Raw genomic sequence first — 14,493 nt, forward strand, 5'->3', positions numbered from 1 at the left:
GGTCGACGGTCTGCTGGTGCTGTAGCGCCGGCAGACCGCCGGCCGTCCGCTCTCAGGCGGGGGCGGTCTTGCGCAGTTGTTCCATGAACGCGCCGAACCACTGCGGGTGGTCGGGCCAGGCACGGCCGGTGACCAGGTTGCCGTCGACGACGCCGGCGCCGTCGACGAAGGTGCCGCCGGCCGTCTCGACGTCGACCGCGAGCGCCGGGTAGGCGGCCGACCGGCGACCGGACAGGGTCTGAGCGGCCGCCAGCAGCAGCGGGCCGTGGCACAGGGCCGCCGTCGGCGCGCCGCTGTCCATGAAGTGCTTGACGATGCGCTGGGCGTCGGGGTCGTTGCGGATGTACTCGGGCGCGCGGCCACCGGGCACGACCACCGCCACGTAGTCGTCGACATCGACGTCGGCGAAGGCGACGTCGGCGGGCCAGCTGTGGCCGGGCTTCTCGGTGTAGGTGTCGAACCCGTCGACGAAGTCGTGCACCACGAACTGCAGCTTCTTCACCGACGGCGCCGCGACGTCGACCTCGTAGCCCTCCTCGAGCAGCCGCTGGTACGGGTAGAAGAATTCCAGATCCTCGGCCGCGTCACCGGTCAGGATGAGCACCTTGGGCATGGTCGGACCTCCTCGTCGCACGGACTCTGCTCCTCGCAGTCTCCGCCGTCGCGACAGCCCCGACCAGTGCTCTTATCGCGATCCGAGAGAGGCGACCCCATCGCGCGAGAGCGCCGTCAGCCGGGACACCGCGCGGACGTACTTCTTGCGGTACCCGCCGGCCAGCAGCTCCGGCGTGAACAGCCGGTCCAGCGGCACCCCGCCGGCGACGACGGGCACGTCGCGGTCGTAGAGGCGGTCGGCCAGGACGACGAGCCGCAGCGCGGCCGGCTGGTCGTCGACGGTGTGAACCTCGCGCAGGTGCACGCGGCGGACGCCGTCGAGCAGCGGCCCGTACCGCGACGGGTGAACGGTGGCGAGGTGCGCGGCGAGCGCGTCGAAGTCATCGAGGGTCACGTCGTCGCCCACCGCCGACGACACCACGAGCGCGTCCGGCACGGGCGACGGCGCTGACGGCAGCCCGCGGTGGCGGTAGTCCTCGCCGTCGACCCGCACGACGGTGAACCGGTCGGCCAGCCGCTGGATCTCGCGCAGGAAGTCCGCCGCGGCGAACCGGCCCGCGCCGAGCTGGCCGGGCAGCGTGTTGCTGCTCGCGGCCAGCCGGACGCCCCGCTCGGACAGCCGCCCGAGCAGCGTCGACACGAGGACGGTGTCGCCGGGGTCGTCGAGCTCGAACTCGTCGACGCAGACCAGCCTGTGCGCCGACAGCGCCTCGACGGTGGCGCCGAAGCCCAGCGCCCCGGCGAGGTTGGTGAGCTCGACGAAGGTGCAGAACAGCTTCCGCTCCGCCGGCACCCGCGCGGCGTGCCAGAGCGATGCCAGCAGGTGCGTCTTGCCCACGCCGAAGCCGCCGTCGAGATAGAGGCCGCTCCCCGGCTCCGGCACGGCGGCCCCGCGGCGGAACCACCCGCGGCGCCGTACGCCGACGCCGTCGTCGATCCCCGCGGCGAAGGAGCGAGCGGCGGCGACGGCGGCAACCTGGCTGGGGACGGCGGGATCGGCGCGATAGCCGTCGAAGCTGACGTCGCGGAACCGCGGCGGCGGCACCATGTCGGCGACGAGCCGCGACGCCGGCACGTCGGGACGACGGTCGGCGAGGCTCGTCGGCATGCCGACAATCGTAAGGTTCTTCCCGTGCAGCAGCTCTATCCGCCCGCCGACGGTGCCGCCGTCGACGTCGCCGGCCTCGAGGCCGCCTACGCCTATCCCCCACTCGGCGGCGGCGCCACCTGGCTGCGGGCCAACATGGTGACCAGCCTCGACGGCGCCACCCAGGGCAGCGACGGCCGATCGAGGACGGTGTCCAGCCCGCCCGACCGCGTGGTGCTGTCACTGCTGCGCCGGCTCTGCGACGTCGTCATCGCCGGAGCGGGCACCGTGCGGGCAGAGCGGTACGGACCGGTCGACCGCCCGATCGCCGTCGTCAGCCGGTCCCTGCGGCTCGATGACAACGCGCCGCTGTTCACCGAGGCCACGCACCGCACCATCGTCATCACCGTCGAATCGGCGCCCGCCGACCATCGTGCCCGTCTGGCCGCCGTCGCCGACGTCATTCTGGCCGGCGACGAGGAGCTGGACGTCGCCGCCGCCCGGGAGGCGCTGGCCGACCGCGGCCTCACGCGACTGCTGTGCGAGGGCGGCGCGCACCTGCTGGCCCACATCGTCACCGCCGGCGCGCTCGACGATCTCTGCTACACGTTGACGCCACGCATGGTCGGTGGGCACTCCGCGCGGCTGCTGGAGACACCGCTGCCGCTGGAGAGCGACTGGTCACTGGGCCATCTGATCGAGGACGGCGGCACCCTGCTGATGCGCTGGATGGCGCGGCGCGGGTGAGCTTCGCCGGCGGCGTGGTACAGACTGGTCACATGCGACTCCCGGTCCTGCCGCCCGTGCCGCCGATGCTGGCCAAGCCCGTGAAGACGATCCCCGACGGCGATCTCAGCTTCGAGCCCAAATGGGACGGCTTCCGGTCCATCATCTTCCGCGACGGCGACGACGTCGAGATCGGCAGCCGCAACGAGAAGCCGATGACCAGGTACTTCCCCGAGCTGGTCGAGGCCGTGAAGGCGAACTTCCCGGAGCGCGCGGTGGTCGACGGCGAGATCGTGCTGGTCGGCCACGGGGGCGACCGCCTCGACTTCGAGATGCTGCAGCAGCGCATCCACCCCGCGGCCAGCCGGGTGAAGATGCTGTCCGAGACGGTGCCGGCGACGTTCGTCGCCTTCGACCTGCTCGCCCTCGGCGACGACGACTACACGCAGCAGCCGTTCCGCGACCGCCGCAAGGCGCTGCTCGAGGCGTTCGCCGCCGCGCAGGCGCCCGTCCACGTCACCAACGCGACGACCGACAGGGCGCTGGCCGAGCAGTGGTTCCACCAGTTCGAGGGCGCCGGGCTCGACGGCGTCATCGCCAAGCCGCTCGACGGCGTCTACGAGCCCGACAAGCGGGTCATGTTCAAGATCAAGCACGAGCGCACGGCCGACTGCGTCGTCGCCGGCTACCGCGTGCACAAGAGCGGGCCCGACCGCGTCGGCTCGCTGCTGCTCGGCCTCTACGGCGACGACGGCGTGCTGGCCAGCGTCGGCGTCATCGGGGCGTTCCCCATGAAGCGGCGCGAAGAGCTGTTCCAGGAGCTGCAGCCGCTGGTCACGTCGTTCGACGACCACCCCTGGTCGTGGGCGAAGCAGGAAGAGGGCACCCGTACGCCGCGCAACGCCGAGTACAGCCGCTGGAGCGCCGGCAAGGACCTCTCGTTCGTCCCGCTGCGGCCCGAGCGCGTCGTCGAGGTCCGCTACGACCACATGGAGGGCGTCCGGTTCCGGCACACCGCCCAGTTCGTCCGCTGGCGCACCGATCGCGAGCCGTCGTCGTGCACCTACGCGCAACTGGAGGAACCGGTCAAGTTCGACCTCGCGGACGTCCTTCGCTGATCGCCGCCCCTGAGCGACAATGGAGACGAGGCCGGTATGGTGTGCCAACCCAGCCGCATCCGGCCAGGCGCCGACCCGGGGAGGTCGACATGTCGTACAACATCGTCGTGCTGGTGGAAGAGCCCGTTTCCGACTGGGACGCGCGCCAGATCGTGGCGCTGCACGCCGACACACCCGAACCGGTCCGCTATCACGTCCTGATCCCGGTCGAGGACGCCGCCAGCCGGGTCGAGTCGACCATCGGCTCGCTCGCGGCCAGTGAGGTCATGGGCACCGCCGCCATGTACGTCGACGAAGCCGACCTCGAGCGCGTGCACGAAGAGATCCGGGCCGCCAGCAAGCGGTCTCTGGCCCAGTCGCTCGAGGCGTTCGCCAAGGCCGGCGCCCAGGCCGGCGGCGAGGTCACCGCGACCGACCCGCTCGACCGCCTGTGCGCGCTGTCGCAGGAGTGCGGCGCGGCCGAGATCATCATCCTCACCCGCCCGCATGTCATCGCCGAACTGTTCCACGTCGACTGGACCGCCCGCGCCCGGCGCCGGCTCAAGGTGCCGGTGCTGCACCTGCTGGCCCGCGGCGAGCCCGACTGGGAGTCCGAGGTCGAGGCCGGGCACGCGGCCGAGGCAGAGGAGCGCGCGCGGCGCGAGACCAACGGTGGTGCGGCCGGCACGACCTCGGGGACGGCATGAGGGAAGCCATCGAGTTCGAGGCCGGCGGCCGCATGGTCCGGGTCTCCAGCCCCAGCAAGGTCTACTTCCCCGAGCGCGGCCTCACCAAGCTCGACGTCGTGCAGTACTTCCTCGCCGTCGGCGACGGCATCCTCGGCGCGCTGCGCGAGCGGCCGACCACGCTGGAGCGCTGGCCGGGCGGCGTCTTCGAGGGCGCCAAGCTGTCGACGCGCCAGGACAACCGCGGCGACGCGTTCTACCAGAAGCGCATCCCCAAGGGCGCGCCCGACTACGTCGAGACCGCCACGGTGGCCTTCCCGAGCGGCCGCACCGCCGACGAGGTCTGCCCCACGGAGGTCGCGGTGGTCGCGTGGGCGGCCAACCTCGGCACGCTGACGTTCCACCCCTGGCCGGTCCGCCGGCCCGACACCGACCACCCCGACCAGCTGCGCATCGACCTCGACCCGCAGCCCGGCACCGACTACGCCGACGCCGTCGTCGTCGCCCACGAGGCCCGGACGCTGCTGCGCGAGCTCGGCATGGACGGCTTCCCGAAGACGTCCGGCGGGCGCGGCATGCACCTCTACGTCCCGGTGCGGCCCGAGTGGGACTTCGTCCAGGCGCGCCGCGCCGTCATCGCGTTCGGCCGCGAGCTCGGGCGGCGGATGCCGAAGCAGGTCACCGTCGACTGGTGGAAGGAGGAGCGGGGCGAGCGCATCTTCATCGACTTCAACCAGATGGCCCGCGACCGCACCATCGCGTCGGCCTACTCCGTCCGGCCCCGCCCCCGGGCGACGGTGTCCGCGCCGCTCTCGTGGGACGAGGTCGACGACGCCCGGCCCGAGGATTTCGACATCACCACCATGCCGGCCCGGTTCGCGTCGGTCGGCGACCTGCACGCCGGTGTCGCCGAGGTGGCGTACTCGCTGGAGCCGCTGCTCGAGCTGGCCGCCCGCGACGAGAAGGACCACGACCTCGGCGACCTGCCGTATCCCCCGGAGTACCCGAAGATGCCCGGCGAGCCGCTGCGCGTCCAGCCCTCCCGCCGCGCGACCTTCGACTGACTGTCGTCAGTTCACGTCGAAGAGCGGGTCGGTGATGGTGAACGGCGTGTCCTCACCGAGCTCCCAGACCAGGAAGAGCAGGATCAGCGACGCGCCGGTGAGGGAGATGTCCTTCATGAACTGGGTCATCTCCTGCTGCCGCGTGGTCGGGTCCTTGTCACGCCAGAAGGCGTGCATGAGCAGCGCCGCGGACAGCGTGAACAGCGCGAGCAGGATGGCGCCGAGGTCCATCCAGACGCCGAGGAGCACCGACAGCCCGCCGAGCAGGATCTGACCGCCGGTGACCCACACCGCCGGCTGCCCCGGCTTGACTCCGCGGCTCTCCGCGTAGCCGGCCATCGCGCCGCGGTCGGTGAGGTGGGCGACCGAGCTGCCCAGGAAGATCGCCGCGAACAGGATGCGGCCGATCAGGAACACGACGTCCATGTCGTCCTCCGAGGGAGAAGGGGTCTCACCGTGGATCATGCTCACTCGGTCACCCGTTCACACCCGGGAATCCGGTCGCTGTCCAGGAGGTTCTCCAGATATGAGCTACCAGATCGAGAAGACCGACGCCGAGTGGCGGGCGGAGCTGACTCCTGAGGAGTACCACGTCCTGCGCGAGGCCGGCACCGAGCGCGCCTTCACCAGCCCGCTCGAGCACGCCGACGACCAGCCGTTCGTCTACTCCTGTCGCGCGTGCGGCGCGGAGCTGTTCGAGTCCGCCACCAAGTTCGACGCCCACTGCGGCTGGCCGTCGTTCTACGCCCCGCTCGCCGAGGACCGGGTCGCGTACATCGAGGACCGCAGCTTCGGCACCGTCCGCACCGAGGTGCGCTGCGCCCGTTGCGGCTCGCACCTGGGCCACGTCTTCCAGGGCGAGGGCTTCGCCACCCCGACCGACCTGCGCTACTGCATCAACGGCATCTCGCTGCAGCGACGGGCCGCCGACGCGGCCCGCTGATCCGGCACACTGGGGCGGTGACCACCGACCTCACGCTGCACACCGCGTCCTTCGACGAGCTCGACGCGGCGACGCTGTACCGGCTGCTGAAGCTGCGGACCGACGTCTTCGTCGTCGAGCAGAAGGACCCCTACCCGGAGCTGGACGGTCGCGACCTCGAACCGTCGGCCGTCCACGTCTGGCTGGCTCGCGGCGACGAGCCGGTCGGCTACCTGCGCATCCTCACCGACCCCGACGGCACGGCCCGGATCGGTCGCGTGGTGGTCGCCCCCGACGCCCGCGGCGGCGGCTTGTCGGGCCGGCTCATGACGGCCGCCCTGGAACGCATCGGCGGCCGTCGATCCGTGCTCGCCGCCCAGTCCCACCTGGCGAACTTCTACGCCCGGTTCGGCTACGAGGTCACCGGCCCGGAGTTCCTCGACGGCAGCATCCCGCACCTGCCCATGGCCCGCCCGGCCGCCCATTGACGCTCGCCGATCCATTGTCGGCCCGCATCTCGATCCGTCGCTCGACACTCAGGCCAGCTGTTGGTGTGTGTCAACATGCCGATCTCTGGCAGGTGGGACCTGCGGACCTACGACGGCGCGGAGATCGTGCAGTACGCCGGGCCCATGGGGATCGACGTGCGGTGACCTGTCGCGAGATCCGAGAGCACCCAACCGGATCGCCGTCTCGCTCGTCTTAGGAGGTGAGAGCGGCGGAGGTGAGCAGGTGGCGAGCTGGGAGCGGGTCTTCACCGACCTGGCCGAGAACCGCGGCCAGGCGCTGCTCCGCTACGCCTACCTGCTGACCGGCGAGGCCGCGGAGGCGGCGGACCTGGTGCAGGAGGCGCTGCTGCGCGCCTTCGGCCGGACGACGCGCGGGCTGACGGTGGAGTCGGCCGAGGCCTACGTCCGGCGCGCGATCCTCACCATCCACATCGACGGCCGGCGCCGGTCGGGGCGGTGGACCCGGGTCCGGCACCTCGTGGCCGGCCGCCACGACGTGTCCGGGCCCGAGACCGCGGTGGTCGACGGCGCCGACCTGCGGACCGCGCTGGCCACCCTGTCGCCGCGGCAGCGGGCCTGTGTGGTGCTGCACTACTACGAGGACCTTTCCGTGGCGCAGGTGGCGGACGTGCTCGGCTGCGCTCCCGGCGCGGTGAAGCGGCACCTCAGCGACGCCCGCGCCCGCCTCGAACCCCTGCTCAGCGACTCGCGGGAGGGACTGCGATGACCCTGCGTACCCAGCTGTCCGACCTGGCCGCCGACGCTCCCGATGCGGGAGCGCTCGACCTCGGCCTGCTCCGCGGACGCATCATTCGCCGCCGTCGGGGCCGGCTCGCCGCCGCGGGGAGCGCGGTCGTGCTGGTGGCCGCGATGTCGACGGCGGCCGCCGCGGGCCTCCTCGACCAGGGCGACGGTGCTACTCCCCCGATTGCCCGTACGACGCCGACACCGAGCGGGCTGCCGACGGTCGACAAGTCCCCGGCACCCGGGCCACAGCAGGCGTTCGGCTCGCCCGCGTGCGGCGAGGACCTGACGGCACAAGGTCCGGCACCGGAGACACCGCTGGAGATGACGGTCGACCTCGACGACGTCGTCGGCCTGGGAGTCAGCGGGACTCGGATCGGCACAGCGACGGTCACCAACGTCAGCGACCAGCCGTTCGCCGGCATAGCCACCCCGGCGCCCGAGGCGTATCTGGTCCACGGCGACTCCGTGGTCACCGTGCCGGATGCAGCGCTCTTGGACTGGGCCCACGTGACCCTGGCGCCCGGCGAGAGCACCACCTTCCCCGTGGAGTCGTCCCTTCGCCAGTGCACGCCGGACACCGAACCCGAGTTCGCACCGCTCCAGCCCGGGCCGCATCAGGTGTACGTCGAGCTGCGGTTCAGCGACGGTCTCGCGCTCTACAGCGGACCCATCGAGGTCGAAGTCGAGTGACCGGCTAAGGCAACGCCGCGACCAGCTCGGGCAGCGCGAGCCGCCGGCCGGTGTAGAACGGGATCTCCTCGCGCACGTGCCGCCGCGCCGTCGAGCTGCGCAGGTGTCGCATGAGGTCGACGATGCGGTGCAGCTCGTCGGCCTCGAAGGCGAGGATCCACTCGTAGTCGCCGAGGGAGAACGAGGCGACGGTGTTGGCCCGCACGTCGGGGTACTCGCGCGCCATCTGGCCGTGCTCGGCGAGCATCTGGCGACGCTCGGCGTCGGGCAGCAGGTACCACTCGTAGGACCGCACGAACGGATAGACCGACACGTACGCGCGCGGCTCCTCGTCGGCGAGGAAGGCCGGGACATGGCTCTTGTTGAACTCCGCCGGACGGTGCAGTGCCGCCTGCGACCAGACCGGGTCGAGCTGCCGCCCGAGCGCCGTGCCGCGGAACCGCTGGTACGCCGTCTGCAGGTCCTCGATGGCCGGCGCGTGCCACCAGACGAGCAGGTCGGCGTCGGCGCGCAGGCCGGAGACGTCGTAGGTGCCGCGGATGACGACGTCCTTGGCGGCCAGCTCGGCGAACAGCGCGACGACCTCGTCGGCCAGCTCGGGCCGCGAGGCCGCGCCCAGCGGTGAGCGCAACCGGAACACCGACCACATGGTGTAGCGGATGACCTGGTTCAGCTCGCGGGCCTTCGGCCTGGACGCGTCGTCGCTCATGACTCGATCCTGACACGCCCCTCCGACAACGCCGCCGCCACCCTCCCCGCCGCCTCGCGGGCCGCCCCGATGCAGGCGGCCACGCCGACACCGTCGTACACGGCGCCGCAGACCGCGAGGCCGGGGACGGCGTCGACCGCGGCCCGCACGCGCGCGACCCGGTCCAGGTGCCCGACGGCGTACTGCGGCAGCGCGCCTCCCCACCGTGTCACCCGCGAGTCGGCGACGCCCCCTGCGTAGCCGGTCGCGGCGCGGACGTCGGCCAGCGCGGCCGCGACCAGCTCGCCGTCGTCGCGCTGCAGGTCCTGCGCGTCGCCGTGCCGGCCCAGCGACGCGCGCAGCAGCACGAGGTCGCCGGACCGCCCGCCCAGCCACGGCCACTTCACCGACGAGTACGTCACCGCCTTGATCGTCCGCCCGTCGACCGGCGGCACCAGGAATCCGGACGACGACGGCGGCAGCGGGAAGCCGTCCGCGGGAAGCGCGAGCGTGACGATCGCCATGCTCGCCGCCTCGACGGCGCCGAGCTCCGCGGCCGCCGCCGGGACCACCGGCGCCAGCAGCCGGGCTGCCGCGGCCGCCGGTGTCGCCACCACCACCGCATCGACCTCGAGCGTCGACGGCGCCGGGACCGGTCCCGTGACCAGCCGCCAGCCTGTTGCTGTTCGCTCCATGGCCCGCACCGTGACGCCGGTTCGCACCTCGGCCCCGGATGCGGCCGCGACCGCGGCCGGCAGCCGCCCGACGCCGCCGGTCAGGCCGGCGAACACCGGCGTCGCCGCGCCCGCCTGCGCCGCGCCAGCCTGCGCCGCGCCCGCCTGCGCCATGGTCGTCTGCGCCGCGCCCGGCTGCGCCGCGGTTGTCGGTACCCGCCCGTAGGGTGGGAGACCCCTCCCAGCCGGGCGGGGTGTACCACGTCGGCCGGCTGATGTTTCCGCCGCTGACGCAGCTGACGGCCCCGTGTGCGACGCGGCCGGCTCCCCCGCCGTCGACGAATCGGCCGGAGTCCCCGCCGGCGGCGGGGCGGTGGTCGCCGCGACCGCGTCGCGCAGCGTCCGCGCCGTCCGCACGGCCGCCCCCAGCGCGGGCACCGTCGCGTCGAGCGAGAGCTCATCGGCGCGGCCGGCGTACACGCCGCCGAGCAGCGGCTCGACCAGCCGGTCCGCCACCGCGTCGCCGTAGCGCGACCGCACCAGCCGCCCGATCGCGACGTCGCCGTCCACCGGCAGCCCAGCAGCCGCAGCGTCCAGCGCGAGCGCAGCCGACACCTCCGTCGGCGTCAGCACGCCGGCCAGCCGCGCGGGGTCGGCGGGCACGCCCATGACCGTCCCGGCCGGCAACGGCACGATCGAGCCCCGGCTCCACAGCCCGGCCCCGACCGCGGCCGGGTGCACGACGTCGTCGCCCAGCCCGACGGCGCGCGCCAGGTCGACCGCCTCGGGGCGCCGCGCCAGCAGCGACTCCGCGCCCTCGTCGACGGGCAGCCCGGCGACGTCGGAGACCCGCAGGTGCCCGCCGACGACCGGCTGCTTCTCCAGCACGACGATCTGCGCGTCGGGCCCGAGCGCCTGCCGCAGGAACCAGGCCGCCGCCAGGCCGCTGATCCCGCCACCGACGACCGCCACCCGCACACCGCTCACGCGAACCAGCATCGCACGAGCCCGCCGCACCCTCGTGACCAGGTCGTTCCCCGATCGTGACCAGCCGGGACGCAACCCTGTGACAGGCGTCACCGTCGAATCAAGCGACACGGGACCGGTCGACTCGGGAGGCGTCATGGTGCGGCGGCGGACGGTGTTCGGAACGACGACGGTGGCTCTGGTGGCGGTGATCGCGCTCGCCGGCTGCGGCGGCAGCGACGACAGCGGCAGCTCGGGCGGGAGCGACGCCGCCGTCGACGCCCCGGCCCCCGAGGCCCCGGCGGAAGGCGACGGCGGCGGCGAGGCCGCACCCCAGGACGACGGCGGCGACGCCGACGCCGGCCCGCGGTCCGAGGGCGGCGTCCTCGCCGAGGTCGTCTCGGCGGCGGCCCGCGACCGCTCCATCATCTACACCGTCGACCTCACCATCAGCACCGACGACGTCGCGGCCGCCGCGAACCGGGCCGCCGCTGCCGCCGTCACCGCAGGCGGGTACGTCGCGAACGAGCAGGTCAACGGCCAGCACGACGCCGTCCTCACGCTCAAGATCCCGTCGGCGGACCACCACGCCACCGTCGCCGAGCTCGAGGCGCTCGGCGAGGTCACCAGCCGCAGCCGCGGCACCGAGGACGTCACGCAAGAGGTCGTCGACGTCGCGTCGCGCATCGAGTCGCAGCGGGCCAGCATCGCCCGCATCCGCGCCCTGCTCGCCGACGCCACGCAGCTCGCCGACGTGGTCAGCATCGAGTCCGAGCTGGCCGGCCGCGAGGCCGACCTCGACGCGCTGCTCAGCCGGCAGGAACAGCTCGCGGGCCTGACGGCGATGGCCACCGTCACGCTGCACCTGTACGAGAGCAGCGACGCCCCGCCGGCCCGCGCGGACGACGACGACGGCGGCTTCCTGGCGGGTCTCTCCGGCGGCTGGAAGGCGTTCGTCACCGTCGGCGGCGGGTTCCTGACCGCCCTCGGCGCGGTGCTGCCGTTCGCCGCGCTGGCCGCGCTGATCGGTGTCCCCGCCTGGCAGATCGCCAAGCGCCGACGGGGTCAGCGTGCGGCGCCGCTCCCCGACTCCGCCGCCTGAACGGTCTCGACCACGCGCGCCAGCACGTCGGGGTTCGTGGTCGGGAGCACGCCGTGGCCGAGGTTGAAGACGTGCGCCGGCGCCCGCCGGCCCTCGGCCACGATGCGGTGCACCTCGCGCTCGATGACCGGCCAGTCGGCCCCCAGCAGGGCGGGGTCGAGGTTGCCCTGCAGCGGCTTGCCCGGCACCCGCAGGGCGGCCTCGTCGAGCGGCAGCCGCCAGTCGACGCCCACGACGTCGGCGCCGGCCGACGCCATGAGCGGCAGGAACTCCGACGTGCCCACGCCGAAGTGGATGCGCGGAACGTCGATGACGCTGTCGAGCACCTCGGCGCTGTGCGGATGGACGAACTTGGCGTAGTCGGCCGCCGACAGCGCGCCGGCCCACGAGTCGAACAGCTGCACCGCGCTCGCGCCGGCCCGCACCTGCACGTCGAGGAACATCGCGGAGATGCCGGCGACCCGGCTGAGCAGCTCGTGCCAGAGCTCCGGGTCGCTGTGCATGAGCGCCTTGGTGACCTCGTGGTTCTTCGACGGGCCGCCCTCGACGAGGTACGACGCCAGTGTGAACGGCGCGCCGGCGAAGCCGATGAGCGGCGTCGCGCCCAGCTCGCCGACCAGCGCGCGGACGGACTCGTCGACGAACGAGACGTCGCCGGGCTCGAGCGGGCGCAGCTGGTCGAGGTCGGCGCGGGTGCGGATGGGACTGCCCAGCACCGGCCCGATGCCCGGCTTCACGTCGACGTCGACGCCCACGGCGCGCAGCGGCACCACGATGTCGGAGTAGAAGATGGCGGCGTCGACCCCGTACCGGCGGACCGGCTGTAACGTGATCTCGGTCACCATGTCGGGACGGGTGCACGACTCCAGCATGGGCACGCCCTCGCGCAGGCGCCGGTACTCCGGCAGCGAGCGCCCGGCCTGCCGCATGAACCACACAGGTGGACGGCTCGTGCGCTCGCCTCGGCAGGCGCGCACGAAGAGGCTGTCGGACGGCCCGGCGGGCGCGGAGGCGTTGTCGTCGTAGGTCACGGTCACATCACTGATGGTCGCATGGCGGGCGTGCCTGCCTGACGCGACCGTCAAACGGGCCTAGTCTGCCAATTGTGGCAAGGGACACCGAGGGTCTCCAGCCGGGGGTACCGGCTGTCTTCGAGCGTGCGGTGCGTTCCCTGACGTCTGCTCAGTTCCGGCATGAGATCAGCCTCGAGCAGACGCCCGCGCCGAAGCGGCTGGCCCCGCACACCCATGCACTCAGCGCCGACGTCTTCGTCGACGACGGCGACGAGGACGCCACCGCCACCGGCCGGCTCGTGCTGCTCTACGACCCCGCCGGGCAGGAGTCCTGGCACGGCGAGTTCCGACTGGTCACCTACCTTCGGGCCAGCCTCGAGCCCGAGATGGGCGCCGACCCGCTGCTGCTCGCCGTCGGCTGGACCTGGATCATCGACTCGCTCGCCGGCCGGTCCGCGCCCTACACGGCCGCCAGCGGCACCGTCACGCGCGTGGCCTCCGAAGGCTTCGGCGGCATGGCCGGCGAGCTCGCCAGCGCCGAGATCGAGATCCGCGCGTCCTGGACGCCGCTCGAGCCCGACCTCACGTCGCACGCCCTGGCCTGGGGCGACGCACTCGCGACGGCGGCCGGGTTGATCCCGCTGCCGGCCGGCGTGGTCGCCATGCCGCAGACACGCCGTAGGCGGAGCCGTTGACGGACGACGACGTCTCGACTCCGCTGCTCGAGCCCCGCGACGGCCTTCCGGAGGTCATCACCGACGGTGAGACCCTGAAGGCCGCGATCGCGGCGTTCGCGGCCGCCGAAGGACCGGTGGCCGTCGACGCCGAGCGCGCGTCCGGCTACCGCTATGGCCACCGCGCCTACCTCATCCAGCTGCGCCGCCGGGGCGCGGGAACGGCGCTCATCGATCCCACCGGGGTGCCCGACCTCTCCGAACTCGGCGCAGCGCTGGCCGACTCCGAGTGGGTGCTGCACGCCGCGACGCAGGACCTCGCCTGCCTCGCCGAGGTCGGCATGAAGCCGACCCGGCTGTTCGACACCGAGCTGGCCGGTCGCCTGCTCGGACTCCCCCGCGTCGGCCTCGGCCCGCTGGTCGACAGCGTGCTCGGGTACGCGCTCGAGAAGGGCCACTCGGCCGCGGACTGGTCCACCCGGCCGCTGCCCGAGGACTGGCTGCGCTACGCCGCCCTCGACGTCGAGCTGCTCATCGAGCTGCGCGACGCCCTCGAGGAGCGGCTGATCGAGACCGGCAAGCTCGACTGGGCCCACGAGGAGTTCGCCGCCATCGTGGCCGCGCCGCAGCAGGAGCCGCGCGCCGACCCTTGGCGCCGTACGTCGGGCCTGCACCGCATCCGCGACCGCCGCCGGCTCGCCGTCGTGCGGCAGCTCTGGTACGCCCGCGACGACCTCGCCCGGCAGCGCGACCTCTCCCCCGGCCGGGTGCTGCCCGACTCCGCCATCATCGAGGCGGCACTCACCATGCCCACCACGGCCGACGCCATGGCGGCCATGCCGGTCTACCGCGGCCGGTCGCAACGCCGCGAGCTGTCGCGCTGGTTCGGCGCGGTCGCCGACGCACGGGCGCTCTCCGACAAGGAGCTGCCGCTGCAGGCCGCCCCGTACGACGGCCCTCCGCCGCCGCGCGCCTGGGCGACCCGCCAGCCCGACGCCGCCGCCCGGCTCGCGGCAGCGCGCGCCCGCGTCGTCGAGATCGCCGAGGCCCACGACCTGCCGGTCGAGAACCTGCTGACGCCCGACACCCTGCGCCGGGCCGCGTGGCAGCCGCCGTCGCCGCTGTCCGCCGAGGCGGTCGCGGAGCTGTTCCGTTCGCGCGGCGCGCGGGAGTGGCAGATCGCGCTGACGGCCGAGGCCGTCGCCGACGCGTTCGCGAACCCCACCCCGGCCC

At 73.3% G+C, this 14,493-nt stretch carries 17 protein-coding genes; 11 read left to right on the forward strand and 6 right to left on the reverse strand.

All coding sequences use genetic code 11. From position 1 onward, the window contains the following. Positions 1–52: 52 nt before the first annotated feature. Both E1212_RS23750 and zapE read right to left on the reverse strand, forming a co-directional pair. Entirely contained in the window at positions 53–613 is a 561-nt protein-coding gene (locus E1212_RS23750) for a DJ-1/PfpI family protein (protein ID WP_131987068.1), read from the reverse strand. A 72-nt stretch (positions 614–685) separates the two neighbouring features. Next, positions 686–1,723, reverse strand: coding sequence for a cell division protein ZapE (gene zapE, locus E1212_RS23755; RefSeq protein WP_131987070.1), 1,038 nt, complete (start codon positions 1,721–1,723; stop codon positions 686–688). A gap of 24 nt (positions 1,724–1,747) precedes the next feature. Here zapE and E1212_RS23760 point away from each other — a divergent pair, with 24 nt between their 5' ends. The 4 genes from E1212_RS23760 (at position 1,748) to ligD (ending at position 5,275) form a co-directional block, all read left to right on the forward strand. Further along, the gene (locus tag E1212_RS23760; RefSeq protein WP_203417144.1) at positions 1,748–2,449 is read left to right on the forward strand and encodes a dihydrofolate reductase family protein; all 702 of its coding nucleotides are present in this window, start codon (positions 1,748–1,750) and stop codon (positions 2,447–2,449) included. 32 nt (positions 2,450–2,481) lie between these two features. After that, positions 2,482–3,546: an ATP-dependent DNA ligase gene (locus E1212_RS23765; RefSeq protein ID WP_131987072.1), complete on the forward strand. Its 1,065-nt coding sequence runs from the start codon at positions 2,482–2,484 to the stop codon at positions 3,544–3,546. An 89-nt stretch (positions 3,547–3,635) separates the two neighbouring features. Then, positions 3,636–4,232: a hypothetical protein gene (locus E1212_RS23770; RefSeq protein ID WP_203417145.1), complete on the forward strand. Its 597-nt coding sequence runs from the start codon at positions 3,636–3,638 to the stop codon at positions 4,230–4,232. Beyond that, on the forward strand, positions 4,229–5,275 hold the full coding sequence (gene ligD, locus E1212_RS23775) for a non-homologous end-joining DNA ligase (RefSeq protein WP_131987074.1): 1,047 nt from the start codon (positions 4,229–4,231) through the stop codon (positions 5,273–5,275). Before E1212_RS23770 ends, ligD begins: the two co-directional genes overlap by 4 nt. 6 nt (positions 5,276–5,281) lie before the next feature. Here the strand turns inward: ligD and E1212_RS23780 are convergent, their stop codons facing one another. After that, positions 5,282–5,701 (reverse strand): DoxX family protein, encoded by a 420-nt coding sequence (locus tag E1212_RS23780; RefSeq protein ID WP_131987076.1) that lies wholly within the window; start codon positions 5,699–5,701, stop codon positions 5,282–5,284. A gap of 100 nt (positions 5,702–5,801) precedes the next feature. On the opposite strand from E1212_RS23780, the gene msrB reads away from it, so the two are divergent. The 4 genes from msrB to E1212_RS23800 all read left to right on the forward strand — a co-directional run bounded on the left by msrB (position 5,802) and on the right by E1212_RS23800 (position 8,143). Further along, positions 5,802–6,218 carry a peptide-methionine (R)-S-oxide reductase MsrB gene (gene msrB, locus E1212_RS23785; protein ID WP_131987078.1) on the forward strand — a complete coding sequence of 139 codons (417 nt, stop codon included), beginning with the start codon at positions 5,802–5,804 and terminating at the stop codon, positions 6,216–6,218. Positions 6,219–6,235: 17 nt separating this feature from the next. Continuing rightward, entirely contained in the window at positions 6,236–6,685 is a 450-nt protein-coding gene (locus tag E1212_RS23790; protein WP_131987080.1) for a GNAT family N-acetyltransferase, read from the forward strand. A gap of 244 nt (positions 6,686–6,929) precedes the next feature. Continuing rightward, positions 6,930–7,433, forward strand: coding sequence for a sigma-70 family RNA polymerase sigma factor (locus E1212_RS23795; RefSeq protein WP_131987083.1), 504 nt, complete (start codon positions 6,930–6,932; stop codon positions 7,431–7,433). Further along, positions 7,430–8,143, forward strand: a complete 714-nt coding sequence (locus E1212_RS23800) for a hypothetical protein (RefSeq protein ID WP_131987085.1) — start codon at positions 7,430–7,432, stop codon at positions 8,141–8,143. The genes E1212_RS23795 and E1212_RS23800 overlap by 4 nt, the downstream gene beginning before the upstream one ends. A 4-nt stretch (positions 8,144–8,147) precedes the next feature. On the opposite strand, the gene hemQ is transcribed toward E1212_RS23800, so the two are convergent. Both hemQ and hemG read right to left on the reverse strand, forming a co-directional pair. Further along, positions 8,148–8,852 carry a hydrogen peroxide-dependent heme synthase gene (hemQ, locus tag E1212_RS23805; protein WP_131987087.1) on the reverse strand — a complete coding sequence of 235 codons (705 nt, stop codon included), beginning with the start codon at positions 8,850–8,852 and terminating at the stop codon, positions 8,148–8,150. Further along, the gene (gene hemG, locus E1212_RS23810) at positions 8,849–10,492 is read right to left on the reverse strand and encodes a protoporphyrinogen oxidase (protein ID WP_203417146.1); all 1,644 of its coding nucleotides are present in this window, start codon (positions 10,490–10,492) and stop codon (positions 8,849–8,851) included. The genes hemQ and hemG overlap by 4 nt, the downstream gene beginning before the upstream one ends. A 136-nt stretch (positions 10,493–10,628) precedes the next feature. On the opposite strand from hemG, the gene E1212_RS23815 reads away from it, so the two are divergent. Beyond that, the gene (locus E1212_RS23815) at positions 10,629–11,573 is read left to right on the forward strand and encodes a DUF4349 domain-containing protein (RefSeq protein ID WP_131987091.1); all 945 of its coding nucleotides are present in this window, start codon (positions 10,629–10,631) and stop codon (positions 11,571–11,573) included. Here the strand turns inward: E1212_RS23815 and hemE are convergent. Continuing rightward, on the reverse strand, positions 11,537–12,610 hold the full coding sequence (hemE, locus tag E1212_RS23820) for a uroporphyrinogen decarboxylase (protein ID WP_131987093.1): 1,074 nt from the start codon (positions 12,608–12,610) through the stop codon (positions 11,537–11,539). The genes E1212_RS23815 and hemE overlap by 37 nt on opposite strands. Before the next feature lie 68 nt (positions 12,611–12,678). On the opposite strand from hemE, the gene E1212_RS23825 reads away from it, so the two are divergent. Continuing rightward, a complete protein-coding gene (locus E1212_RS23825; RefSeq protein ID WP_131987095.1) occupies positions 12,679–13,281 on the forward strand; it encodes a DUF3000 domain-containing protein in 603 nt (200 codons plus the stop codon). After that, positions 13,278–14,493: HRDC domain-containing protein (locus E1212_RS23830; RefSeq protein ID WP_203417148.1), on the forward strand; the 1,216-nt coding region annotated here is incomplete at its 3' end. The genes E1212_RS23825 and E1212_RS23830, both read left to right, overlap by 4 nt.

The organism is Jiangella ureilytica (assembly GCF_004348545.1).
In the GTDB taxonomy this organism is placed as follows: domain Bacteria; phylum Actinomycetota; class Actinomycetes; order Jiangellales; family Jiangellaceae; genus Jiangella; species Jiangella ureilytica.